A 15,916-nucleotide genomic window follows, 5' to 3' on the forward strand; every position below is an offset into this window, starting at 1 on the left:
GCACGGCCGGTTAACTCACGGCTTTCAGTATCGTGTCGAACCACTCGCGATAAGTGCCCCACCCTGCAATCTGCGGATCCCAGGCCGCTCCGGAGCGATCCCAGACTTCTTCAAGCTCCGGCTCGCTCGGGTTCGACGACAGGATCTCGACCAGCTCGGCCCTAAGCACGCCCACCCGGTCGACATTCTCGTCGCGTCGAAAGTTCGCCAACGCTTCGACCGGCGTGTCCGCCTCCAAGTCCCAGTCCTGATGGAAGTAGAGGTGCGCTAAACGGCGCAGTTGTTGCATCAGAACTCCAAAGGCGTCGGGTATGAGGTAACAATGTGGTAGCCCTCTGGCATTGCCGGGTTACGGCGCAAGACTGTCACTACCCCTCCAGCCGGCACGAAGACCCCGCGAGCGCGAATGTACACCTTGCCGGCTCCGGAACTCATGGTGTTGTGAAGCTCCTCGGTCGGGCCGTCGCCCGCGAGCCACTTCTCAATCTTCCGCGCGTTGGACCGCATGTTTGCGGCTATCACTCGCTCAGCGGTCGCGAGATCGACGAAGCTCGACGCCCACCTGATTTCTCGCGACTTCAGATAGGCGTCACTCTTGGCGACGTGGCGGGCGATCACGTGGCCGCCTGCTGCCTCGTGCTCGGCGAGGATGACCTTGCCGTGCCCCGCCATGTTGTGGACGAGGACAGGGGCATTCCCCGCGACCACATAGTAGGTGTGGAATGCGCGGACGTGGATGTTGTAGACGGTGACCGCGGCGGTCTCGTCCACGGTCTCGGCACGGAGCTCGTCGAGGGTGACGGTGCCGTCGGGGGTGGTGAGCAGGTCGCCCGGGCGCAGGTCGGCGGCTTGGACCCAGCCCATCCCGGTCACCATGAGCGGATGCTCGGCGGTCGTGGTGACGGTGGCGCCGCCGATCGTCAGGTGGAACAGCCGCGTGGTGGTCCGGACGAACGTCTCCTCGACCGTCTCCAACAGCTGCACGCCGCTGGCCTGGTCGAAGGTGTAGACCTTGTCCCCGGCCCGCAACGTCTCGATCGGCCGGTCGCCGTCGGGCGTGCTGACGAGGGTTCCCGCGGTGAAGCAGGTCCCGAACCCGACCTTGCAGAACGGCTCCTTCCCGAACCCCTTCAACCCACCCCTCAGACCATCCGCACCCACGCCGTTCAGGCCCACCATGGTCTCCCGGGCGCCGGCCTTGAACGCGGCCTTCGAGATCCCCGTCGCGGCCTTCGCCGCCGCACCCAGACCAATCACCGACAAGGCGGCGCCCGCGATCGCGATCCCCGCCTCACCCCACGACCGCTCACCCGTCGCCGCCAACGCGATGTTCGCCAGGGCGCTGACGATCGCCGCGACGGCCGCCACCACGATCAGCACACCGGCCAGCGCCGTCCCGACGACGGGGATGAACGCGACCACCACCGCCAAGATCCCGGCAATGGTCGACACGAGGTCCGCGATGTCAGCGATCGCCGCGACCAGCTTCGAACCCCAGTTGTCCCACCACGAGTCGTTCAGATCATCGTGCGAGGTGATCTCCGTGATCTGATCCGCGGCACTGTCGGCGGCCCGGTCCCACGTGGACACGGCGGCGTTGATGTCGTCCTGCGCCGCCGCGATCGTCGCGTGGGCAGCCGACGCACCATCCGCAGCCGTGGTCGCCTTGTGCTTGTACTGGGTCTTGGTCGCGGCATCGGTCTCCGACTCCGCCAGGTCCTGGTAGGAGTGCTCGGTGCGGGCCGCGTCAGCGGCGTCCGCATGCGCGCCCCGCGCCCTCTGCAACGCGGCCAACGTGTCGGACTGGACCTGCTCCAACGTCGAGGCATACGACACCAGGGCCTCACCCGCCGCCTGGTACCGGGCGTGAGCCTTCCGGACCTCGCTGATCGTGTCTTCCTTGCGGTCCATCAACGCATCGACCGCCTGCGACACCGCCCCAACGACATCGAGCCGGGCCATGGCAGCAGCAGCAGCATCGATGCTGTCCGCGACGTCCAGATACTCCCGACCCCCGGACAGCACCAGCACCGGGTCACCCGGCGTCGGATCGATATCCAACCCCACCGGCGACCAATCCGTCGGACGCACGCGCACCCCCCGCCACCCGACCGCGCGACCCTCGCGCCGTCGTCGACGGTGAACCTACCGAGGCTGCGCCGAGCCCGGGCGGGTTTTCCACAGGGTTGATCCGACGGGGCGATGCGACCCTTCCCGCGATGCCCGCCTGCATCCGGTCGAAGCCCCCACTTCCTGGCCGCGACCACGCGATCGCCGCCCGCCGAAGACGGGCTACCGATCCGTCCGGTCGACCAGACGGGCGCGGAGCCCGTGTTCGGCACCGAAGGGGGGTCAGACGAGGGAGTCACGCCCCGCGGGCCACACCTCCGGCAGCCCGAACGTCGCGAAGAGCGCAGTGTCGAAGTACGCGACGACGCGTGTCACGCCGTCGGGACCGACCTCGACCTGGTGAAGCTGGAAGGCGCGGTGCGCGCCTTCGTCGGACCGCATGTACAGACCGTAGACCGGGAGCCCGTTCGCTGTGCCCGCGGGCACGAGCCGCATGTCCCCCGCCGCCTGGGCGGGGCACCACGTGCCGATGAGCGTGCCGATCTGCGTCGGCCCCTCGTACCACTCGGGGAACGGTGGCATCTCCCAGACGACGTCGTCCGCCAGCAGACGCACGATGCCCGGGATGTCGTAGCTCTCGAAGGCCGCGACGTATGCCGCGAGTCGCTCGCGGGTCCGCGGGTCGTCCAGGTCGGGCGTCGCCCCGTCCACTCCCTCGTCGCCCAGGCGCGCCACCTGCGCGCGGGCCCGCTGGAGCGTCGAGTTCACGCCCGCCACCGTGAGGCCGAGCGCCTCCGCGGTCTCGGCGGCGCTGCACTGGAGCACCTCGCGCAGCAGCAGGACGGCGCGCTGCTGGGCGGTCAGGTGCTGCAGCGCGGTCACGAAGGCGAGCCGCACGCTGTCCCGGGTCACGGTCTCGGCCGCCGGGTCCGACGGCTCCGTGGCCCACACCAGGGCGTCTGGCAGGGGCTCGAGCCACGTGCGGTCGTGGTCGGCCTGAGGCTCACGCGCCGGGTCCGACGCCGGTTGGCCGAGCCCGGTGGGCAGCGGGCGCCGCTTGCGCGACTCGAGGTGGGTGAGGCAGGTGTTCGTCGCGATCCGGTAGAGCCAGGTGCGCAGCGACGAGCGGTGCTCGAACGTGTGCATCGCGCGCCACGCCCGCAGGTAGGTCTCCTGGACGAGGTCCTCCGCGTCCTGGACAGACCCCGTCATCCGGTAGCAGTGGGCGAAGATCTCGCGCCGCATCGGCGCCACGAGCTCCTCGAAGGTGGCGTCGTCGACCGCGGTCGCGGCAGGCCGTGCTGGCGTCGTCGTCATCCTTCGACGGTACGCGGAGCGGCCGACACGGTCGACGACGGTCGGGCCGGGCAACAGACGATGCCGAGTCGGCGATGAGTTCCGGGTCGCGAGGGGGTCTGCCACGACAAGATCCCATGACCGGAGGAACCCGTGGACCGCATGATCTTCGTCAACCTGCCCGTCGCCGACCTCGACGCCGCCACACGCTTCTACTCCAGCCTCGGCTTCCGGCTCGACGAGCGCTTCACCGACGAGAACGCCGCATCCCTCGTCGTCTCGGAGACGATCTGCGTCATGCTCCTGGTCCGGCCGTTCTTCGCACAGTTCGCGCCCGCGCGGGTCGGCGACCCGTCGCGCGAGACCCAGGTCGTGAACTGCCTCTCGGCCGCGTCGCGGGACGAGGTCGACGGCCTCGTGAGCCGCGCCGTCACCGCGGGCGGCCGGGAGTACCGCCCCGCGCAGCAGGACGGCGGGATGTACGGCCGGTCGTTCACCGACCTCGACGGTCACGCGTGGGAGGTCATGCACATGGCCGGGTGAGGCCGAGCTGCTCGAACGCCGTGGCGAGCCCGTCCTCCTCGGGCCTGCCCGTCGTCCGGTCCGCCGCGGCGACCGCGTCGGGGTGCGCGCCACCCATCGCGACGCCCACACCGACGTACCGCAGCATCTCGACGTCGTTGAGGCCGTCGCCGAAGCCCACCGAGGCCGACCGCGGCACTCCCAGGTGGGCCAGGACCGCCTCGACGGCGACGCCCTTGTGGACGCCGCGCGTCTGGATCTCGGCGCTGCGCGGCCCGAGGCGTGCGGTCGACGACCGCAGGACGGTCATCGTGTCCCCGACGACGGCGCGGACATCGTCGAGCGGAACGGGCGAGTCCAGCAGCATGACCTTGTTCACGTCGTCGCGCCGCATGCCGACGCCGGTCCGCACGCGCGACATGAGCTCCGTGAGACCGGGGCCGAGGTCGACCTCGGGCTCGTCCCCCCGCAGCAGCCGCTCGAACGTCGCCGGGGCGTCGGGTGTGCCGTAGAGGCCGCCGTTGGTCTCGAGCAGGTAGGCCGCGCCGAGCCTATCCAGCAGGTCGAGCAGGCGCCCGAGCACGGACGGCTCGATCGTCTCGTGGCGCAGCACCGTGCCGTCCGCGAGCGCCGCGTACGCGCCGGCCCCCGCGACCACACCGTCGAACGACCCGTCGTCCACGGCCACGAGCTCGGACGGCGACCGGCCGGTGCACAGGAGCACGAGGTGGCCGGCGGCCCGCGCGGCGGCGACGGCGCGGCGCGCACTGTCGGGCGCCACGCCCTCGTGGGTCAGGTACGTCCCGTCGACGTCCACGAACACGACCCGCTGCTCGGCCTCGGTCTCGGGCCGGGCCACCTGCTTCCCCACGACGTGTCTCCCTCGGTGCGTCCGTCGACGCGGCCGCGCCGCGACCATCCTCCGAGCCTGTGCAGAGCAACGTCAAACTGCCGACGCCGCATGCGCGCCGTCCCCCGCTGCGTAGCTCCCGGGCCCGTCGTAACGTCGGGGGGGTCAGGGCGGAAGACCGCCGCAGCCCGAAGGAGGGACGGTCATGGGACTCGAGGACAAGATGAAGAACGAGGCCGAGGACCTCAAGGGCAAGGCCAAGGAGGCCACCGGCAAGGTGACGGGCGACCGTCAGAAGGAGGCCGAGGGCAAAGCCGACCAGGCGAAGTCCGACATCAAGGACGCGGGCGAGAAGGTCAAGGACGCGTTCGACCACTGAGTCGTCCACACCGCGGCCCGCGCACCGTCAGGGGCGCGGGCCGTCGGCCCGTCCGGGGTCGCGGTGCCGGCCCACGGGCACGACCATGGGGTCGCCGGTGACGGGGTCGTCGACGACGACGCTCCGCAGCCCGAACACCCGCTCGACGAGCTCGGCGGTGACGACGTCGGCGGGCGCGCCCGCGGCGACGATCTCGCCCTCGCGCATCGCGACGAGGTGGTCGGCGTAGCGGACGGCCTGGTTGAGGTCGTGCAGGACCATCACCACGGTGGTGCCGCGGTCGGCGTTGAGCTCGGCGAGCAGGTCGAGCACCTCGACCTGGTGCGCGATGTCGAGGAACGTGGTGGGCTCGTCGAGCAGCAGCAGGTCGGTGCGCTGGGCGAGCGCCATCGCGATCCAGACCCGCTGCCGCTGCCCGCCGGACAGCTCCGACAGCGGGCGCGCGGCGAGGTCGGTGACGCCGGTCGCCTCCATGGCCTCCGCGACCGCGAGGTCGTCGGTCGACGTCCACCGACGCAGCCAGCCCTGGTGCGGGTAGCGGCCCCGCCCGACGAGGTCGGCGACGGTGATGCCCTCGGGCGCGACGGGGCTCTGCGGCAGCAGCCCGAGCACCTGGGCGACGCGGCGCGTGCCGAGCGCGCGGACGTCCTCGCCGTCGAGCAGGACGCGCCCGGACTCGGGGGCGAGGAGGCGAGCGAGGCCGCGGAGCAGCGTCGACTTGCCGCACGCGTTCGGCCCGACGATCGCCGTGACCCGGCCCGGCGGCACGGCGAGCCCGAGGCCGCGCACGACGACGCGTCCCTCGTAGCCGAGGGTGAGGTCCTCGGCCGCGAGGGTGTGCCGGGCCGAGCCGGGGGCCGCGGGGTGGTCGGGCAGCGTCACGTCATCCTCCTCGCCCGGCGCGGTTCGTCCGGGTCAGCAGCCAGAGCAGGTAGGGGGCGCCGACGATGCCGGTCACGACGCCCACGGGGTAGGTCGTCCCGGGGACGGCGAACTGCGCGACGCCGTCCGCGACGACGACGACGAGCGCACCCACGAGCGCGGAGCTGACCAGCGCGGGGGCGCCGCTCGCGACGAGGCGGCGGGCGATCGGCGCCGACACGAGGGCGACGAACGTCACCGGTCCGGCCGCGGCGACGGCGACGGCGGCGAGCGCCACGGCGGTGAGCACGGCCAGCCCGCGGGTCCGCTCGACGCCGACCCCGAGCGCCGCGGCGGTGTCGTCGCCGAGCTCGAGCTGCGCGAGCCGGGGGCCCTGCACCCAGGCGAGCGGCAGCAGGACGAGCGACGCGACGGCCAGCACCGCCAGCCGCTCTCCCCCGGCGCCGTTGAGGCTGCCGGTGAGCCAGACGAGCGCCTCGCGCACGTCGGTGACGGCGCTGCGCGTCAGGACGTAGGACACGACGGCCGAGGCGACCGCGGCGACCCCGATGCCGACGAGCACGAACCGGTACCCCGAGAGGCCGGACCGCCAGGCGAGCGCGTACACGAGCGCGGCGGCTGCGAGCGCGCCGGCCAGCACGAGCGCGGACAGCGCGACGCCGTCGAGCGAGAACCACACCATGCCGATCACGCCGGCCGCGCTCGCAGCCTCCGTGATGCCGACGACGTCGGGGCTGGCGAGCGGGTTGCGCACGACCGACTGGAGGATCCCGCCCGAGACCCCGAGGCACGCGCCCACGAGCACGGCGGTCTCGAGCCGGGGCAGCCGCAGGTCGAGGATGACGAACCGGGTGAGCTCGTCGGCCTGCCCGACGAGCGCACGCAGGACGTCGACGGGCGCGACGGCGGCCTCGCCGAGGCACAGCGAGACGCCGCAGGCCACGAGCACGAGCACCGCGAGCACGACGCCGACGCGCACCTGGCGGGTCCTGCGGGCCCGGCGCACGCGCGCCGTCGGGACCGGCGCGGCGACGGCGGGCGCTGCCGGAGGCACGGCGCTCACAGGCCCACCGCCCCGCCCCGGCGCACGAGCGCGATGAAGAGCGGCGCGCCGACGACGGCGGTGACGATCCCGACCTCGAGCTCGCCGGGGTACGCGACGACGCGGCCGATCACGTCGCACAGGAGCAGCAGGGTCGGCGCGAGGAACGCCGAGTAGGCGAGGATCCAGCGGTAGTCGTGGCCCACGAGGCGCCGCGCGGCGTGCGGGACGATGAGCCCGACGAACGCGATGGGGCCCGCGGCGGCGGTCGCCGCGCCGCACAGGAGCACCACCGCCACGGCGCTGGCGGCGCGCACGAGGCCGATGCGCTGCCCGAGCGCGCGCGCGACGTCCTCGCCGAGCGCAAGCCCGTTGAGCGAGCGTCCGAGCGCGAGCGCGACGACCGCGCCGACGGCGATGGGTGGCAGGACCTCCCACACGACGTCGTACCCGCGGCCGGCGAGCGCACCCACCTGCCAGAACCGGAGCTGGTCGAGCGCCTGGTTGCTGGTCAGCAGCACGGCCGTGACGAGCGAGGTGACGGCGGCACTGACGGCGGCTCCCGCGAGCGCGAGCTTGACGGGCGTGGCGCCCTCGCGGCCCAGCGACCCGACCGTGTACACGACGACGGACGCGACCGCCGCGCCCACGAACGCGAACGGGACGTACCCGGCCGTCGTCGAGACACCTGCGACGGCGATCGCGAGGACGACGGCGAGCGACGCACCCGCGTTGACGCCGAGCAGGCCGGGGTCGGCCAGCGGGTTGCGCGTGAGCCCCTGCATCACCGTTCCGGCGAGGCCGAGCGCGAGGCCGGCGAGCACGCCCACGAGGGTGCGGGGCAGCCGCTTGTCGACGACGATGAGCGACGCCTCGTCGTGCGGGTCGTAGTGGCGGAGGGCGCCGAGCACCGCGGACGGCGACAGCGCGTTCGAGCCGACCATGAGGCTGAGCAGCGCGGCGAGGAGCAGCACGACCGCGCACGCCACGAGCCCCAGCACGAGCCGTCGCCGACGCGCGCCGAGCGCCGCCGACGCGGTCGGCGGCGTCGGCGACGCGGCGGTGGTGGGTGGTGCGGGCACAGCCCGGACGCTACTACGCGGCGGCTACTCGGCCTTCTCGGCCGCGGCGGCGAGCTGCGGCACGTACTGGTCGAGCATCCACGGGATCGACAGGACGGTCGGCGCGCTCGACGCCATGACGAACGACTCGCCGACGATCGGCGCGAACGCCCCGGACTTCACGGACGGCATCGCGGCGACGAGCGGGTCCTTGACGAACGCGTCCGCGGACTTCTGGTCGCCGAAGTAGGCGACGAGGACGTCGGTGTCGATCTTCGACAGGTTCTCGTAGCTGACCTGGAAGAAGTAGCTGTCGTCGGGCTTGGCGTCGAGCGCCTTGACGCTCGGGCTGACCACCATGCCGAGCTGGGTCAGGAGCTGGACGCGCGGGTCGGACGCGCGGTAGATCGTGAGCTTGTCCGCCGCGTTGGTGGTGGCGTAGACGAACGTCTTGCCCTTGAGGACGGGGTACTTCGCCCCGAGCGTGGTGACCTTGGCGTTCGTGTCGCTGACGAGCTTCTCGGCCTCGGCCGAGCGCCCCAGGGCCTTGCCGATGATCGTGGTCTGGTCCTGCCAGCTCGTGGCCCACGGCTTGTCGGGGTACGCGACGACGGGCGCGATCTTGCTCAGCGTGGCGTAGTCGTCCTGCGTGAGGCCGGAGTAGGGCGCGAGGATGACGTCGGGCTTGGCCTTGACGATCTCCTCGAACGGCACCTGGCCGGTGTCCCCGCCCGACAGCAGCTGGGGCGTGGTGCCCCCCAGCCCCTTGATGGCGTCGGCGTCCCACGGGAGCACGCCGTCGGCGTCGCCGCCGTAGGTGTTCTTGGGCATCGCGACGGGCACGACGCCCAGCGCGAGGACGGCGTCCTGGGCGGACCAGCCCCAGGTCACGACGCGCTTCGGCTCGGACTTGATGGTCGCGGAGCCGAGCGCCGACGTCACGGTCACGGGGAAGGAGTCGGTCGCGCCCGCCGTGCTCGTCGAGCCGGTGGTCGCGGACGTGCCGCCGTCGTCGGACGAGGAGCAGCCGGCGAGCGCGAGGGCGCCGGCGACGAGGCCTGCCGCCATGACGGCGAGGCGGCCGCGGGCGCGACGGGCGGACGGTGACACGGACATGGCGGAGCTCCTCGGGACGGACGCAGGGAAGGGCCGCGCCGTTGCGATCCGGAGGTAAGCCTACCCTTAGCGCGGAGCCCTCCAGCGCCACACGAGCAGCACCACCCCGACGAGCAGGGCCGCGCCGGCGACGACGGCCGCGGGCCGCAGGTGGGGCCCGTCGCCGCCCGGCGCGAGCGTGACGAGGACCACCACGCCGAGCGCCTGCACGGGCACCTGGACGGCGACGAGCCGGCGGGCCGGCGCAGCCAGGACGCGCACCGCGACGCGGCCGCCCGGCGGCAGGGCGAGCGAGAACGACGCGAGCACGTGCAGCACGTGCAGCCCGAGGAGGAGGACCGCGGTCCGCCACGACCAGCCGCCCGGCGGGGACGCCACAGCCCCGAGCCCCAGGTACAGCGCGAGCATCCAGGCGACGAGGTTCCGCGGCGCCCACGCCGCGACGAGCGCGAGGACCACCCCGACGAACAGCCAGAACCCGTACACGGTCACCGCCGCGAGCCCGCTGCCGACGAGGCCCACCCCGGCGCGCGCCCACCACCCCGGCAGCGCGAGGCCGATGTCGGGCGGCAGGATCCGCGGGGCGGCGGCGTCGTCGTCGGACGGGCGCCACCGGGCCGGCACGACGCTCATCGCGGACCCCGCCCCGCGCGGGCGAGCGTCCGGAGCGCGACCGCCCGCTCCACGGTCGCGGGCGCCTCCTGCCAGCGCAGGAGCTCGACGCCGGACGCCTGCAGCGCGCTCATGCGCTCCTCGCGCTCGAGCGCGACGAGCCGGAACGCGACGCGCTCGTGCGGCTGCAGGCCGCCGGTGCGGGGCGCCGGGAGCACGTCGACGGCGACGACGCGGTGGCCGCCGGCGCGCCACAGCGTCGCCATCCGGGGCGCCTCGTCGTCGAGGAACGTCGAGAACACGTACACGAGCGCGCCCGGCGGCACGACCGGCGGGCGCAGGCGCGCGAACCTGCTGCCCGACGGCCGGCTGAGCGTGACCGCCCGCACGACGCGGTCGCGGTGCCGCGCTCCCCCGCCCGGCTGCACGACCCGCGCCTGCGAGGCGAGGTCCTGCACGCCGACCCGGTCGCCCGACGCCGCGTACGCCGTCGCGAGGGACGCCGCGGCCTCCCGGGCCAGGTCGAGCGACGTCACGCCCTGCCCGTCCGCCGTGTGCCCGGTCCAGTCCTCCACGTTCTCGCCTACGTCGTCGCGCGTGTCCAGGACGAGGACGACGGTCGCGTCCGCGAGCGCCGACGTGCGGCGCACGAACAGCTCGTCGGCGAGCCGGGCGCGCCGCGCCGTGGCCCGCCAGTCGATGCGGCGCAGCCGGTCGCCCGGCGCGAACGGGTGCACGTCGCGGAAGTCGCCGCCGTCGCCCGGGCGGGCCGACTGGTGGTTGCCCGTCAGACCCTGGAGCCGCTGCGGGAGCGCGAGCGACGCGACCGGGACGGCGCGCGGCGTGACGACCTGTTCGACGTCGAGCTCGCGCGCGGGCGCCGTGAACCACGCGGCGTCCTGGCCGAGCAGACGGTGCTGGAGCCGGAGCAGCAGCTGCGGCCCGGAGTGCAGGATCGGCGCCCGGCCGGCGAGGTCGGCCGCCTGGGCCGGCGTGACGACGAGGTCGTGCGGCGTCGTCCCCAGCACGCTCACGCGCACGTGCACCGCGTCGGTCCCCGCGCTGCCCGGCGGGCCGTCCACGTCGACCCCGACGCCGTAGCGCACGACGCGGGCCTCGGGGTCGGGGCTCGCCCGGACCCGCAGCCCCGTCGTCGGCCCGCCCGTACCGCCGGGTGGGCGGGACGCCCACGCCCAGGCGGCGCTCACGGCGAGCGGCAGGGCGAGCAGCACCAGGTCGACGCGCGAGAGCACGAGCCCGAGCGCCGCGAGCACGACCGCCACGACGGCTCCCCCGAGCACCCCCGCGCCCGTCAGCGGGACCACGCGCGTGCGCTGGGAGGCGCGCTCCGGGGCGCGGTCCGGCTCGAGGCCGCTCACCGGGTGGCGCCCGTCACGACAGCACGGCGGGGGCGTCCGGCCCGGCCCCGCGGCCGACGGTCGGCGGCACGGCGGTCCGCGCGACGACCGACTCGACCACGGACACGGGCTGGACGCCGGTCGCCCACGCCTGCGTCGTCAGGGACAGCCGGTGCGCGAGGACGGGGACCGCGACCGCCTTGACGTCCTCGGGGGTCACGAAGCCGCGCCCCGCCATGACGGCACGCGAGCGCGCCACGAGCAGCAGGCCCTGCGAGCCGCGCGGCGAGGCCCCGACCTGGACCGCGTCGTGGCGGCGGGTGCCGGCGGCGAGCTCGACGCAGTAGCGCGCGACGTCGGCGTCGACGTGGACCGTCTCGACGCCCGCCTGCATGGCACGCAAGGTCGGGGCGTCGATGACCGGCTCGACGCTCGCGACCTCCGTGCGCCGGGCGACCCGGTTGAGCAGCACCCGCTCCTCGCCCTCGGCGGTCGGGTAACCGACGGCGAGCCGCACCATGAACCGGTCGAGCTGGGCCTCGGGCAGCGCGTACGTGCCCTCGAACTCGATCGGGTTGGACGTGGCCACGACGTGGAACGGGTCCGGGAGCGCGAACCGGCGACCCTCGACCGTGACCTGGCCCTCGGCCATCGCCTCGAGCAGCGCCGACTGCGTCTTGGGGGCGGTGCGGTTGATCTCGTCGGCGAGGAACAGGCCCGTGAACACCGGCCCGGCGCGGAAGTCGAAGTCCGAGCGCGCCGGGTCCCACACGAACGAGCCCGTGATGTCGGACGGCAGCAGGTCGGGCGTGCACTGGAGGCGCCGGAAGTCCAGGCCCAGCGCGGAGGCGAGCGACCGCGCCGCGAGGGTCTTGCCGAGGCCGGGGACGTCCTCGAACAGGACGTGCCCGCCCGCGAGGATCGCGCCGAGCGCCAGCCCGACGGCGTCGTCCATCCCGACGACGACCGTCGCCACCCGCTCGCGGACGAGCGCGGCGAGGCGGGCCACCTCCTCGACGGGCAGGGCGGGTGGTGGTGCGTCGGTCATGGCTTCTTCTCCTGGATCGTTTCATGGGTCCGGGCGGGGCTCGCATCGAGGCGTTCGAGCGCGTCGACGCACGCGACGAACGCCGCGCGGCGCACCTCGGTGGCGCCGGAGGACAGCACGGCGGGCGCGTGGCGTCCGAGCAGTGCGACGACGCGCGGCGCGTCGGCGGGGTCGTCGAGGTCCACGCCGTGCCGCGCCAGCCGCGTCCGCGCCACGCCACGGAGCCGCCGCAGCGCCGGCTGGTGGACGCTCGCGCGGCCACGCCCGACGGCCGCCGCGAGGCGCGCCACGTCGTCGCGCACGCCCGTCGCCGCGGGACGGCTGCCGGGGCGCCAGGCGGCGTCGTCCCAGTCGGGCGCCCCGCGCCACAGCACGGCGATCGCGAGGGTCACAGCGCCGAAGCAGAGCGCGTGCCACGGGTCGACGCCGAGGTACCAGGGCACGACCGTGGCCAGCACGGGGAGCACGACGACGGTCAGCGCCCGCCGCTCGCGCGGCCCGCGGATCACGCGGCGGACGTCGCGCCGGCCCGGTCGGGCCACTCCACTCGACTGCCCGCTCGCCCCCCGGTCGGCGCGACCGTTCCGCTCGTCGCTCATCGCGACCACCGCCGCGCCGCGGCGTCCCAGCCCCGCGTGAGGGCCTCGAGGTCCGCCCGCGCCGCGGCGACGTCGTCGGGCGTGGCCGCATACCCGCCGTAGCGCACGCGCAGGTAGAGGTCGAGGAGCGAGCGGGCGGCGACGTCGTCCGACGTCACGCGCCCGAGGATGCGGGTGGTGAGCTCGGACGCGGTCTCGGCGGGGCGGCGCGCCACCCCGGCGTCCTGCGCGGCCTCCTCGAGCCCCAGCCAGGCCGTGACGATCGCGTCGTGCGGCTCGCGGCCGGCGCCGAGAGCGTGGAACGCGTGGTCGAAGCCGCGGCGCAGGACCGGGAGGTCGGGCACGTCGGGCACGGCCTCCGGCTCGGCCACCGCGGCGTCGTGCACGCCGGGGGGCTCGGCCGGCTCGTCGTCGGGCGGGCTGCCGTCGTGGTGGCGCCGCCACCAGGCCGCGAGCGCCAGGACGATCGCGGCGAGCACGACCCCGAGCACGACGAGCCACACCCACGGGCTGACGTGCCAGCGCTCGAGCCCGTGGTCGGACGGCGTCGCGAGGGTGGGCATGGTCTGCGTGGGCGCGGGCGGCGGGGTGAGCCGCGCGCCCCCGCCGACGTCGACGTGCGGCAGCCAGCGGACGCCCTCGTGCGCGGCAGGTCCCTGCAGCGCGACCGCGAGGACGGCGACGACGCCCAGCCCCGCGACGACGCCGACGACGGCGCGCGCGCCGGGGCGACGCTCCGGGGGCGGGCTCGGGCTCACCGCCACAACGTAGCGGGTCGTAGGCTCGTCCGGTGCACTCCGACATCGCTGTCCGTACGCCGGGGGCGACCGCGCTCCCGCCCGCCCGCCCATCCTCGACCGGCACCGACGCCGCCGGGATCCTCCGGTTCGTGCGCGCGCTGGAGGCGTCGCCGACGCAGGAGCCGCACGGGCTCATGGTCCTGCGGCACGGGCAGGTGGTGACGCAGGGCTGGTGGGCGCCGTACGGGCCGGAGCGCCGGCACCTGCTGTACTCCCTGAGCAAGAGCTTCACGTCCGCAGCCGCGGGCCTGGCGGTCGCGGAGGGCCTCGTCGGCCTCGACGACCCGGTGCTCTCCTACTTCCCCGAGGTCGACGCCGGGGCCGCCGACCCCCGCACCCGCCGGATGCTGGTGCGGCACGTGGCGTCCATGTCCAGCGGCCACACGCGCGACACGTATGCCGAGGCGTTCGCCGATCCCGACGTCGACCCGGTCCACGCGTTCCTGCGGATCGCGCCGGACCAAGAGCCTGGGACCGTGTTCGCGTACAACCAGCCGGCCACGTACACGCTGGGCGCGATCGTGCAGCGCGTCACCGGCGGCACCCTCCTCGACTACCTGCGCCCGCGCCTCCTCGACCCGCTCGGCATCGGCCCGGTCGGCTGGCAGGAGGTCCCCCCGGGGCGGCAGATCGCGTTCACCGGGCTGTTCGCCCCGACCGACGCCGTCGCGCGCCTGGGCCAGCTCCTGCTCCAGCGAGGCCGTTGGGGCGACCGACAGCTGCTGCCCGAGGCCTGGGTCGACGCCGCGACCTCCGTGCAGGTCGGCACGCCCCAGCCGTTCGGTGGGCCGGGAGAAGCGGAAGCCGACCCGGACGACTCCGACTGGCAGCAGGGGTACGGCTTCCAGCACTGGATGTCGCGCCACGGCTTCCGCGGCGACGGCGCCTACGGCCAGTTCTGCGTGGTGCTGCCCGAGCACGACGCCGTCCTCGCGATCACCGCCCGGACGCCCGACATGCAGGAGACCCTCGACCTCGCGTGGGAGCACCTGCTGCCGGCGTTCGCGGGGCCGGGCTCGGCCGAGGCGGACGACGAGCTCGCCGCCCACCTCGCGGCCGCCGCGCTCCCGCCGCTCGAGCTTCCCGCCACGCCCGACGACGGCGCCTGGGCCGGGACGGCCTTCGCCCCCGAGGGCGGGGCGTGCGCTGCGCAGCCGAGCCTGACGCAGGTGCGGCTGGGCAGCGACCCGCTGGACGACGGACTGCGCCTGACGCTCGTGGACCACGGGGGCGACGTGGCGGCTGCGTTCGAGCCTGGCGGCTCGCGCTGGGTGGTCAGCGACGACGACACCACCGGCCAGCGCACGGAGGTACCGGTCGCGACCTCGGGCGGGTTCGAGTCGGCGGAGCGCCTCCGCGTCCAGGTGGCGTTCCTCGAGGCGCCGCATCGGCTCGAGCTCGTCCTCGACCGCCGCGCCGGGACGTTCGCGGCGCAGTGGATCACCGAGCCCCTGCGGTTCGCGACGACGCCGTTGCGCGCCCTCGCGACGCCCGCTTCCTTGGGCTAGATCCGCTGACGTCCGGCGCCGGTCAGAACGGTGGCGGGTCGTCGTCCACGGTCCGACCGGCTCGATCGGCGGCGCCCGTACCGGCGTCGGAGCTCGTGAGTCCGGTGAGGGTGGTCGCGGGTCGTGTGACGTGCTCGGCGCCGGTCGGTGAGGTCCAGACCAGGGTGCCGTCGGTCCCGGCCTGGCGCGCGTTCCAGCGGGTGGCGTGCTTGAGCCGGTGGTGGGTCCGGCACAGGTGGGCGAGGTTCGTCGCGTCCGTGGTCCCGCCGGTCACGTACGCCGTGGTGTGGTCGACGTCGCAGCGGTCCGCGGCGCGGGAGCAGCCGGGGAACCGGCAGGTCCCGTCCCGCAGGCGCAGGAATGCGCGCAGGTCCGCCGGCACCGTGTAGGTCTCGCGCCCGAGCGCGAGCACGACGCCAGTGTGCGGGTCGGTGAGCAGCCGCCGCAGCGACGGGGCCGCCGCGGTCAGGAGCGTCGCGGTGTGGTCGTCGATCGGGCCGTACCCGTCCAGGTACGCGACGTCCGAGCTCAGGGCATCCGCAGGCGCGCCCAGCAGCGCGGCATCTGGGAAGGTCTCATCGGGTGACGGTTCGTCCGGACACCGGGCATCCGGTCCGGACGGTGCGCCTCTTGCCGCGATCGTCGGCCGCGCGGCTCGAGGTGGCGGCGGAGGCATCGCACCGCCGGCCGCGCTGTCGCTGTCGTCGGGGTCGTCGTCCGCGGGTCCGTCACTGTTCCTGGTCAGGGTGCGCAGCAACGCCAGGACGGGGACG

17 protein-coding genes are annotated in these 15,916 nt (G+C 74.5%); 3 read left to right on the forward strand and 14 right to left on the reverse strand.

Features of this window, described 5'->3' with window-relative positions; translation table 11 throughout:
• Positions 1–10 precede the first annotated feature (10 nt).
• The 3 genes from ACLQ14_RS07785 to ACLQ14_RS07795 all read right to left on the reverse strand — a co-directional run bounded on the left by ACLQ14_RS07785 (position 11) and on the right by ACLQ14_RS07795 (position 3,387).
• Positions 11–289: a contact-dependent growth inhibition system immunity protein gene (locus ACLQ14_RS07785; protein WP_425811581.1), complete on the reverse strand. Its 279-nt coding sequence runs from the start codon at positions 287–289 to the stop codon at positions 11–13.
• Positions 289–2,091, reverse strand: a complete 1,803-nt coding sequence (locus tag ACLQ14_RS07790; RefSeq protein ID WP_425811583.1) for a polymorphic toxin-type HINT domain-containing protein — start codon at positions 2,089–2,091, stop codon at positions 289–291. Before ACLQ14_RS07790 ends, ACLQ14_RS07785 begins: the two co-directional genes overlap by 1 nt.
• 261 nt (positions 2,092–2,352) lie before the next feature.
• Entirely contained in the window at positions 2,353–3,387 is a 1,035-nt protein-coding gene (locus ACLQ14_RS07795) for a sigma-70 family RNA polymerase sigma factor (protein ID WP_425811585.1), read from the reverse strand.
• A 141-nt stretch (positions 3,388–3,528) separates the two neighbouring features.
• Between ACLQ14_RS07795 and ACLQ14_RS07800 the strand changes: the two genes are divergently transcribed.
• The gene (locus tag ACLQ14_RS07800) at positions 3,529–3,909 is read left to right on the forward strand and encodes a VOC family protein (protein ID WP_425811663.1); all 381 of its coding nucleotides are present in this window, start codon (positions 3,529–3,531) and stop codon (positions 3,907–3,909) included.
• Here ACLQ14_RS07800 and ACLQ14_RS07805 read toward each other — a convergent pair.
• The gene (locus ACLQ14_RS07805; RefSeq protein WP_425811587.1) at positions 3,890–4,759 is read right to left on the reverse strand and encodes an HAD hydrolase family protein; all 870 of its coding nucleotides are present in this window, start codon (positions 4,757–4,759) and stop codon (positions 3,890–3,892) included. The genes ACLQ14_RS07800 and ACLQ14_RS07805 overlap by 20 nt on opposite strands.
• Before the next feature lie 184 nt (positions 4,760–4,943).
• Here ACLQ14_RS07805 and ACLQ14_RS07810 point away from each other — a divergent pair, with 184 nt between their 5' ends.
• Positions 4,944–5,117 (forward strand): CsbD family protein, encoded by a 174-nt coding sequence (locus ACLQ14_RS07810; protein ID WP_425811589.1) that lies wholly within the window; start codon positions 4,944–4,946, stop codon positions 5,115–5,117.
• A gap of 27 nt (positions 5,118–5,144) precedes the next feature.
• Here ACLQ14_RS07810 and ACLQ14_RS07815 read toward each other — a convergent pair whose 3' ends face one another.
• The 9 genes from ACLQ14_RS07815 to ACLQ14_RS07855 all read right to left on the reverse strand — a co-directional run bounded on the left by ACLQ14_RS07815 (position 5,145) and on the right by ACLQ14_RS07855 (position 13,593).
• Positions 5,145–5,999 (reverse strand): ABC transporter ATP-binding protein, encoded by an 855-nt coding sequence (locus tag ACLQ14_RS07815; protein ID WP_425811591.1) that lies wholly within the window; start codon positions 5,997–5,999, stop codon positions 5,145–5,147.
• Between the two features lies 1 nt (position 6,000).
• On the reverse strand, positions 6,001–7,062 hold the full coding sequence (locus ACLQ14_RS07820; RefSeq protein ID WP_425811593.1) for a FecCD family ABC transporter permease: 1,062 nt from the start codon (positions 7,060–7,062) through the stop codon (positions 6,001–6,003).
• Positions 7,059–8,123, reverse strand: coding sequence for a FecCD family ABC transporter permease (locus ACLQ14_RS07825; RefSeq protein ID WP_425811595.1), 1,065 nt, complete (start codon positions 8,121–8,123; stop codon positions 7,059–7,061). The genes ACLQ14_RS07820 and ACLQ14_RS07825 overlap by 4 nt, the downstream gene beginning before the upstream one ends.
• Positions 8,124–8,147: 24 nt before the next feature.
• Complete coding sequence (locus tag ACLQ14_RS07830) at positions 8,148–9,218, reverse strand: iron-siderophore ABC transporter substrate-binding protein (protein WP_425811597.1); 1,071 nt, start codon at positions 9,216–9,218, stop codon at positions 8,148–8,150.
• A 66-nt stretch (positions 9,219–9,284) separates the two neighbouring features.
• Positions 9,285–9,851 carry a hypothetical protein gene (locus ACLQ14_RS07835; RefSeq protein ID WP_425811599.1) on the reverse strand — a complete coding sequence of 189 codons (567 nt, stop codon included), beginning with the start codon at positions 9,849–9,851 and terminating at the stop codon, positions 9,285–9,287.
• Positions 9,848–11,209 (reverse strand): DUF58 domain-containing protein, encoded by a 1,362-nt coding sequence (locus ACLQ14_RS07840; protein ID WP_425811601.1) that lies wholly within the window; start codon positions 11,207–11,209, stop codon positions 9,848–9,850. Before ACLQ14_RS07840 ends, ACLQ14_RS07835 begins: the two co-directional genes overlap by 4 nt.
• A 13-nt stretch (positions 11,210–11,222) precedes the next feature.
• The gene (locus tag ACLQ14_RS07845; RefSeq protein ID WP_425811603.1) at positions 11,223–12,236 is read right to left on the reverse strand and encodes an AAA family ATPase; all 1,014 of its coding nucleotides are present in this window, start codon (positions 12,234–12,236) and stop codon (positions 11,223–11,225) included.
• Positions 12,233–12,835, reverse strand: a complete 603-nt coding sequence (locus tag ACLQ14_RS07850; RefSeq protein ID WP_425811605.1) for a hypothetical protein — start codon at positions 12,833–12,835, stop codon at positions 12,233–12,235. The genes ACLQ14_RS07845 and ACLQ14_RS07850 overlap by 4 nt, the downstream gene beginning before the upstream one ends.
• Positions 12,832–13,593: a DUF4129 domain-containing protein gene (locus ACLQ14_RS07855; RefSeq protein WP_425811607.1), complete on the reverse strand. Its 762-nt coding sequence runs from the start codon at positions 13,591–13,593 to the stop codon at positions 12,832–12,834. The genes ACLQ14_RS07850 and ACLQ14_RS07855 overlap by 4 nt, the downstream gene beginning before the upstream one ends.
• Before the next feature lie 32 nt (positions 13,594–13,625).
• On the opposite strand from ACLQ14_RS07855, the gene ACLQ14_RS07860 reads away from it, so the two are divergent.
• Positions 13,626–15,143 (forward strand): serine hydrolase domain-containing protein, encoded by a 1,518-nt coding sequence (locus ACLQ14_RS07860; protein WP_425811609.1) that lies wholly within the window; start codon positions 13,626–13,628, stop codon positions 15,141–15,143.
• 22 nt (positions 15,144–15,165) lie between these two features.
• On the opposite strand, the gene ACLQ14_RS07865 is transcribed toward ACLQ14_RS07860, so the two are convergent.
• Positions 15,166–15,916 (reverse strand): HNH endonuclease signature motif containing protein (locus tag ACLQ14_RS07865; protein ID WP_425811611.1); only part of this gene is annotated, 751 nt, incomplete at its 5' end.

It is taken from the genome of Luteimicrobium sp. DT211 (genome assembly GCF_049844995.1).
Classification (GTDB): domain Bacteria; phylum Actinomycetota; class Actinomycetes; order Actinomycetales; family Cellulomonadaceae; genus Luteimicrobium.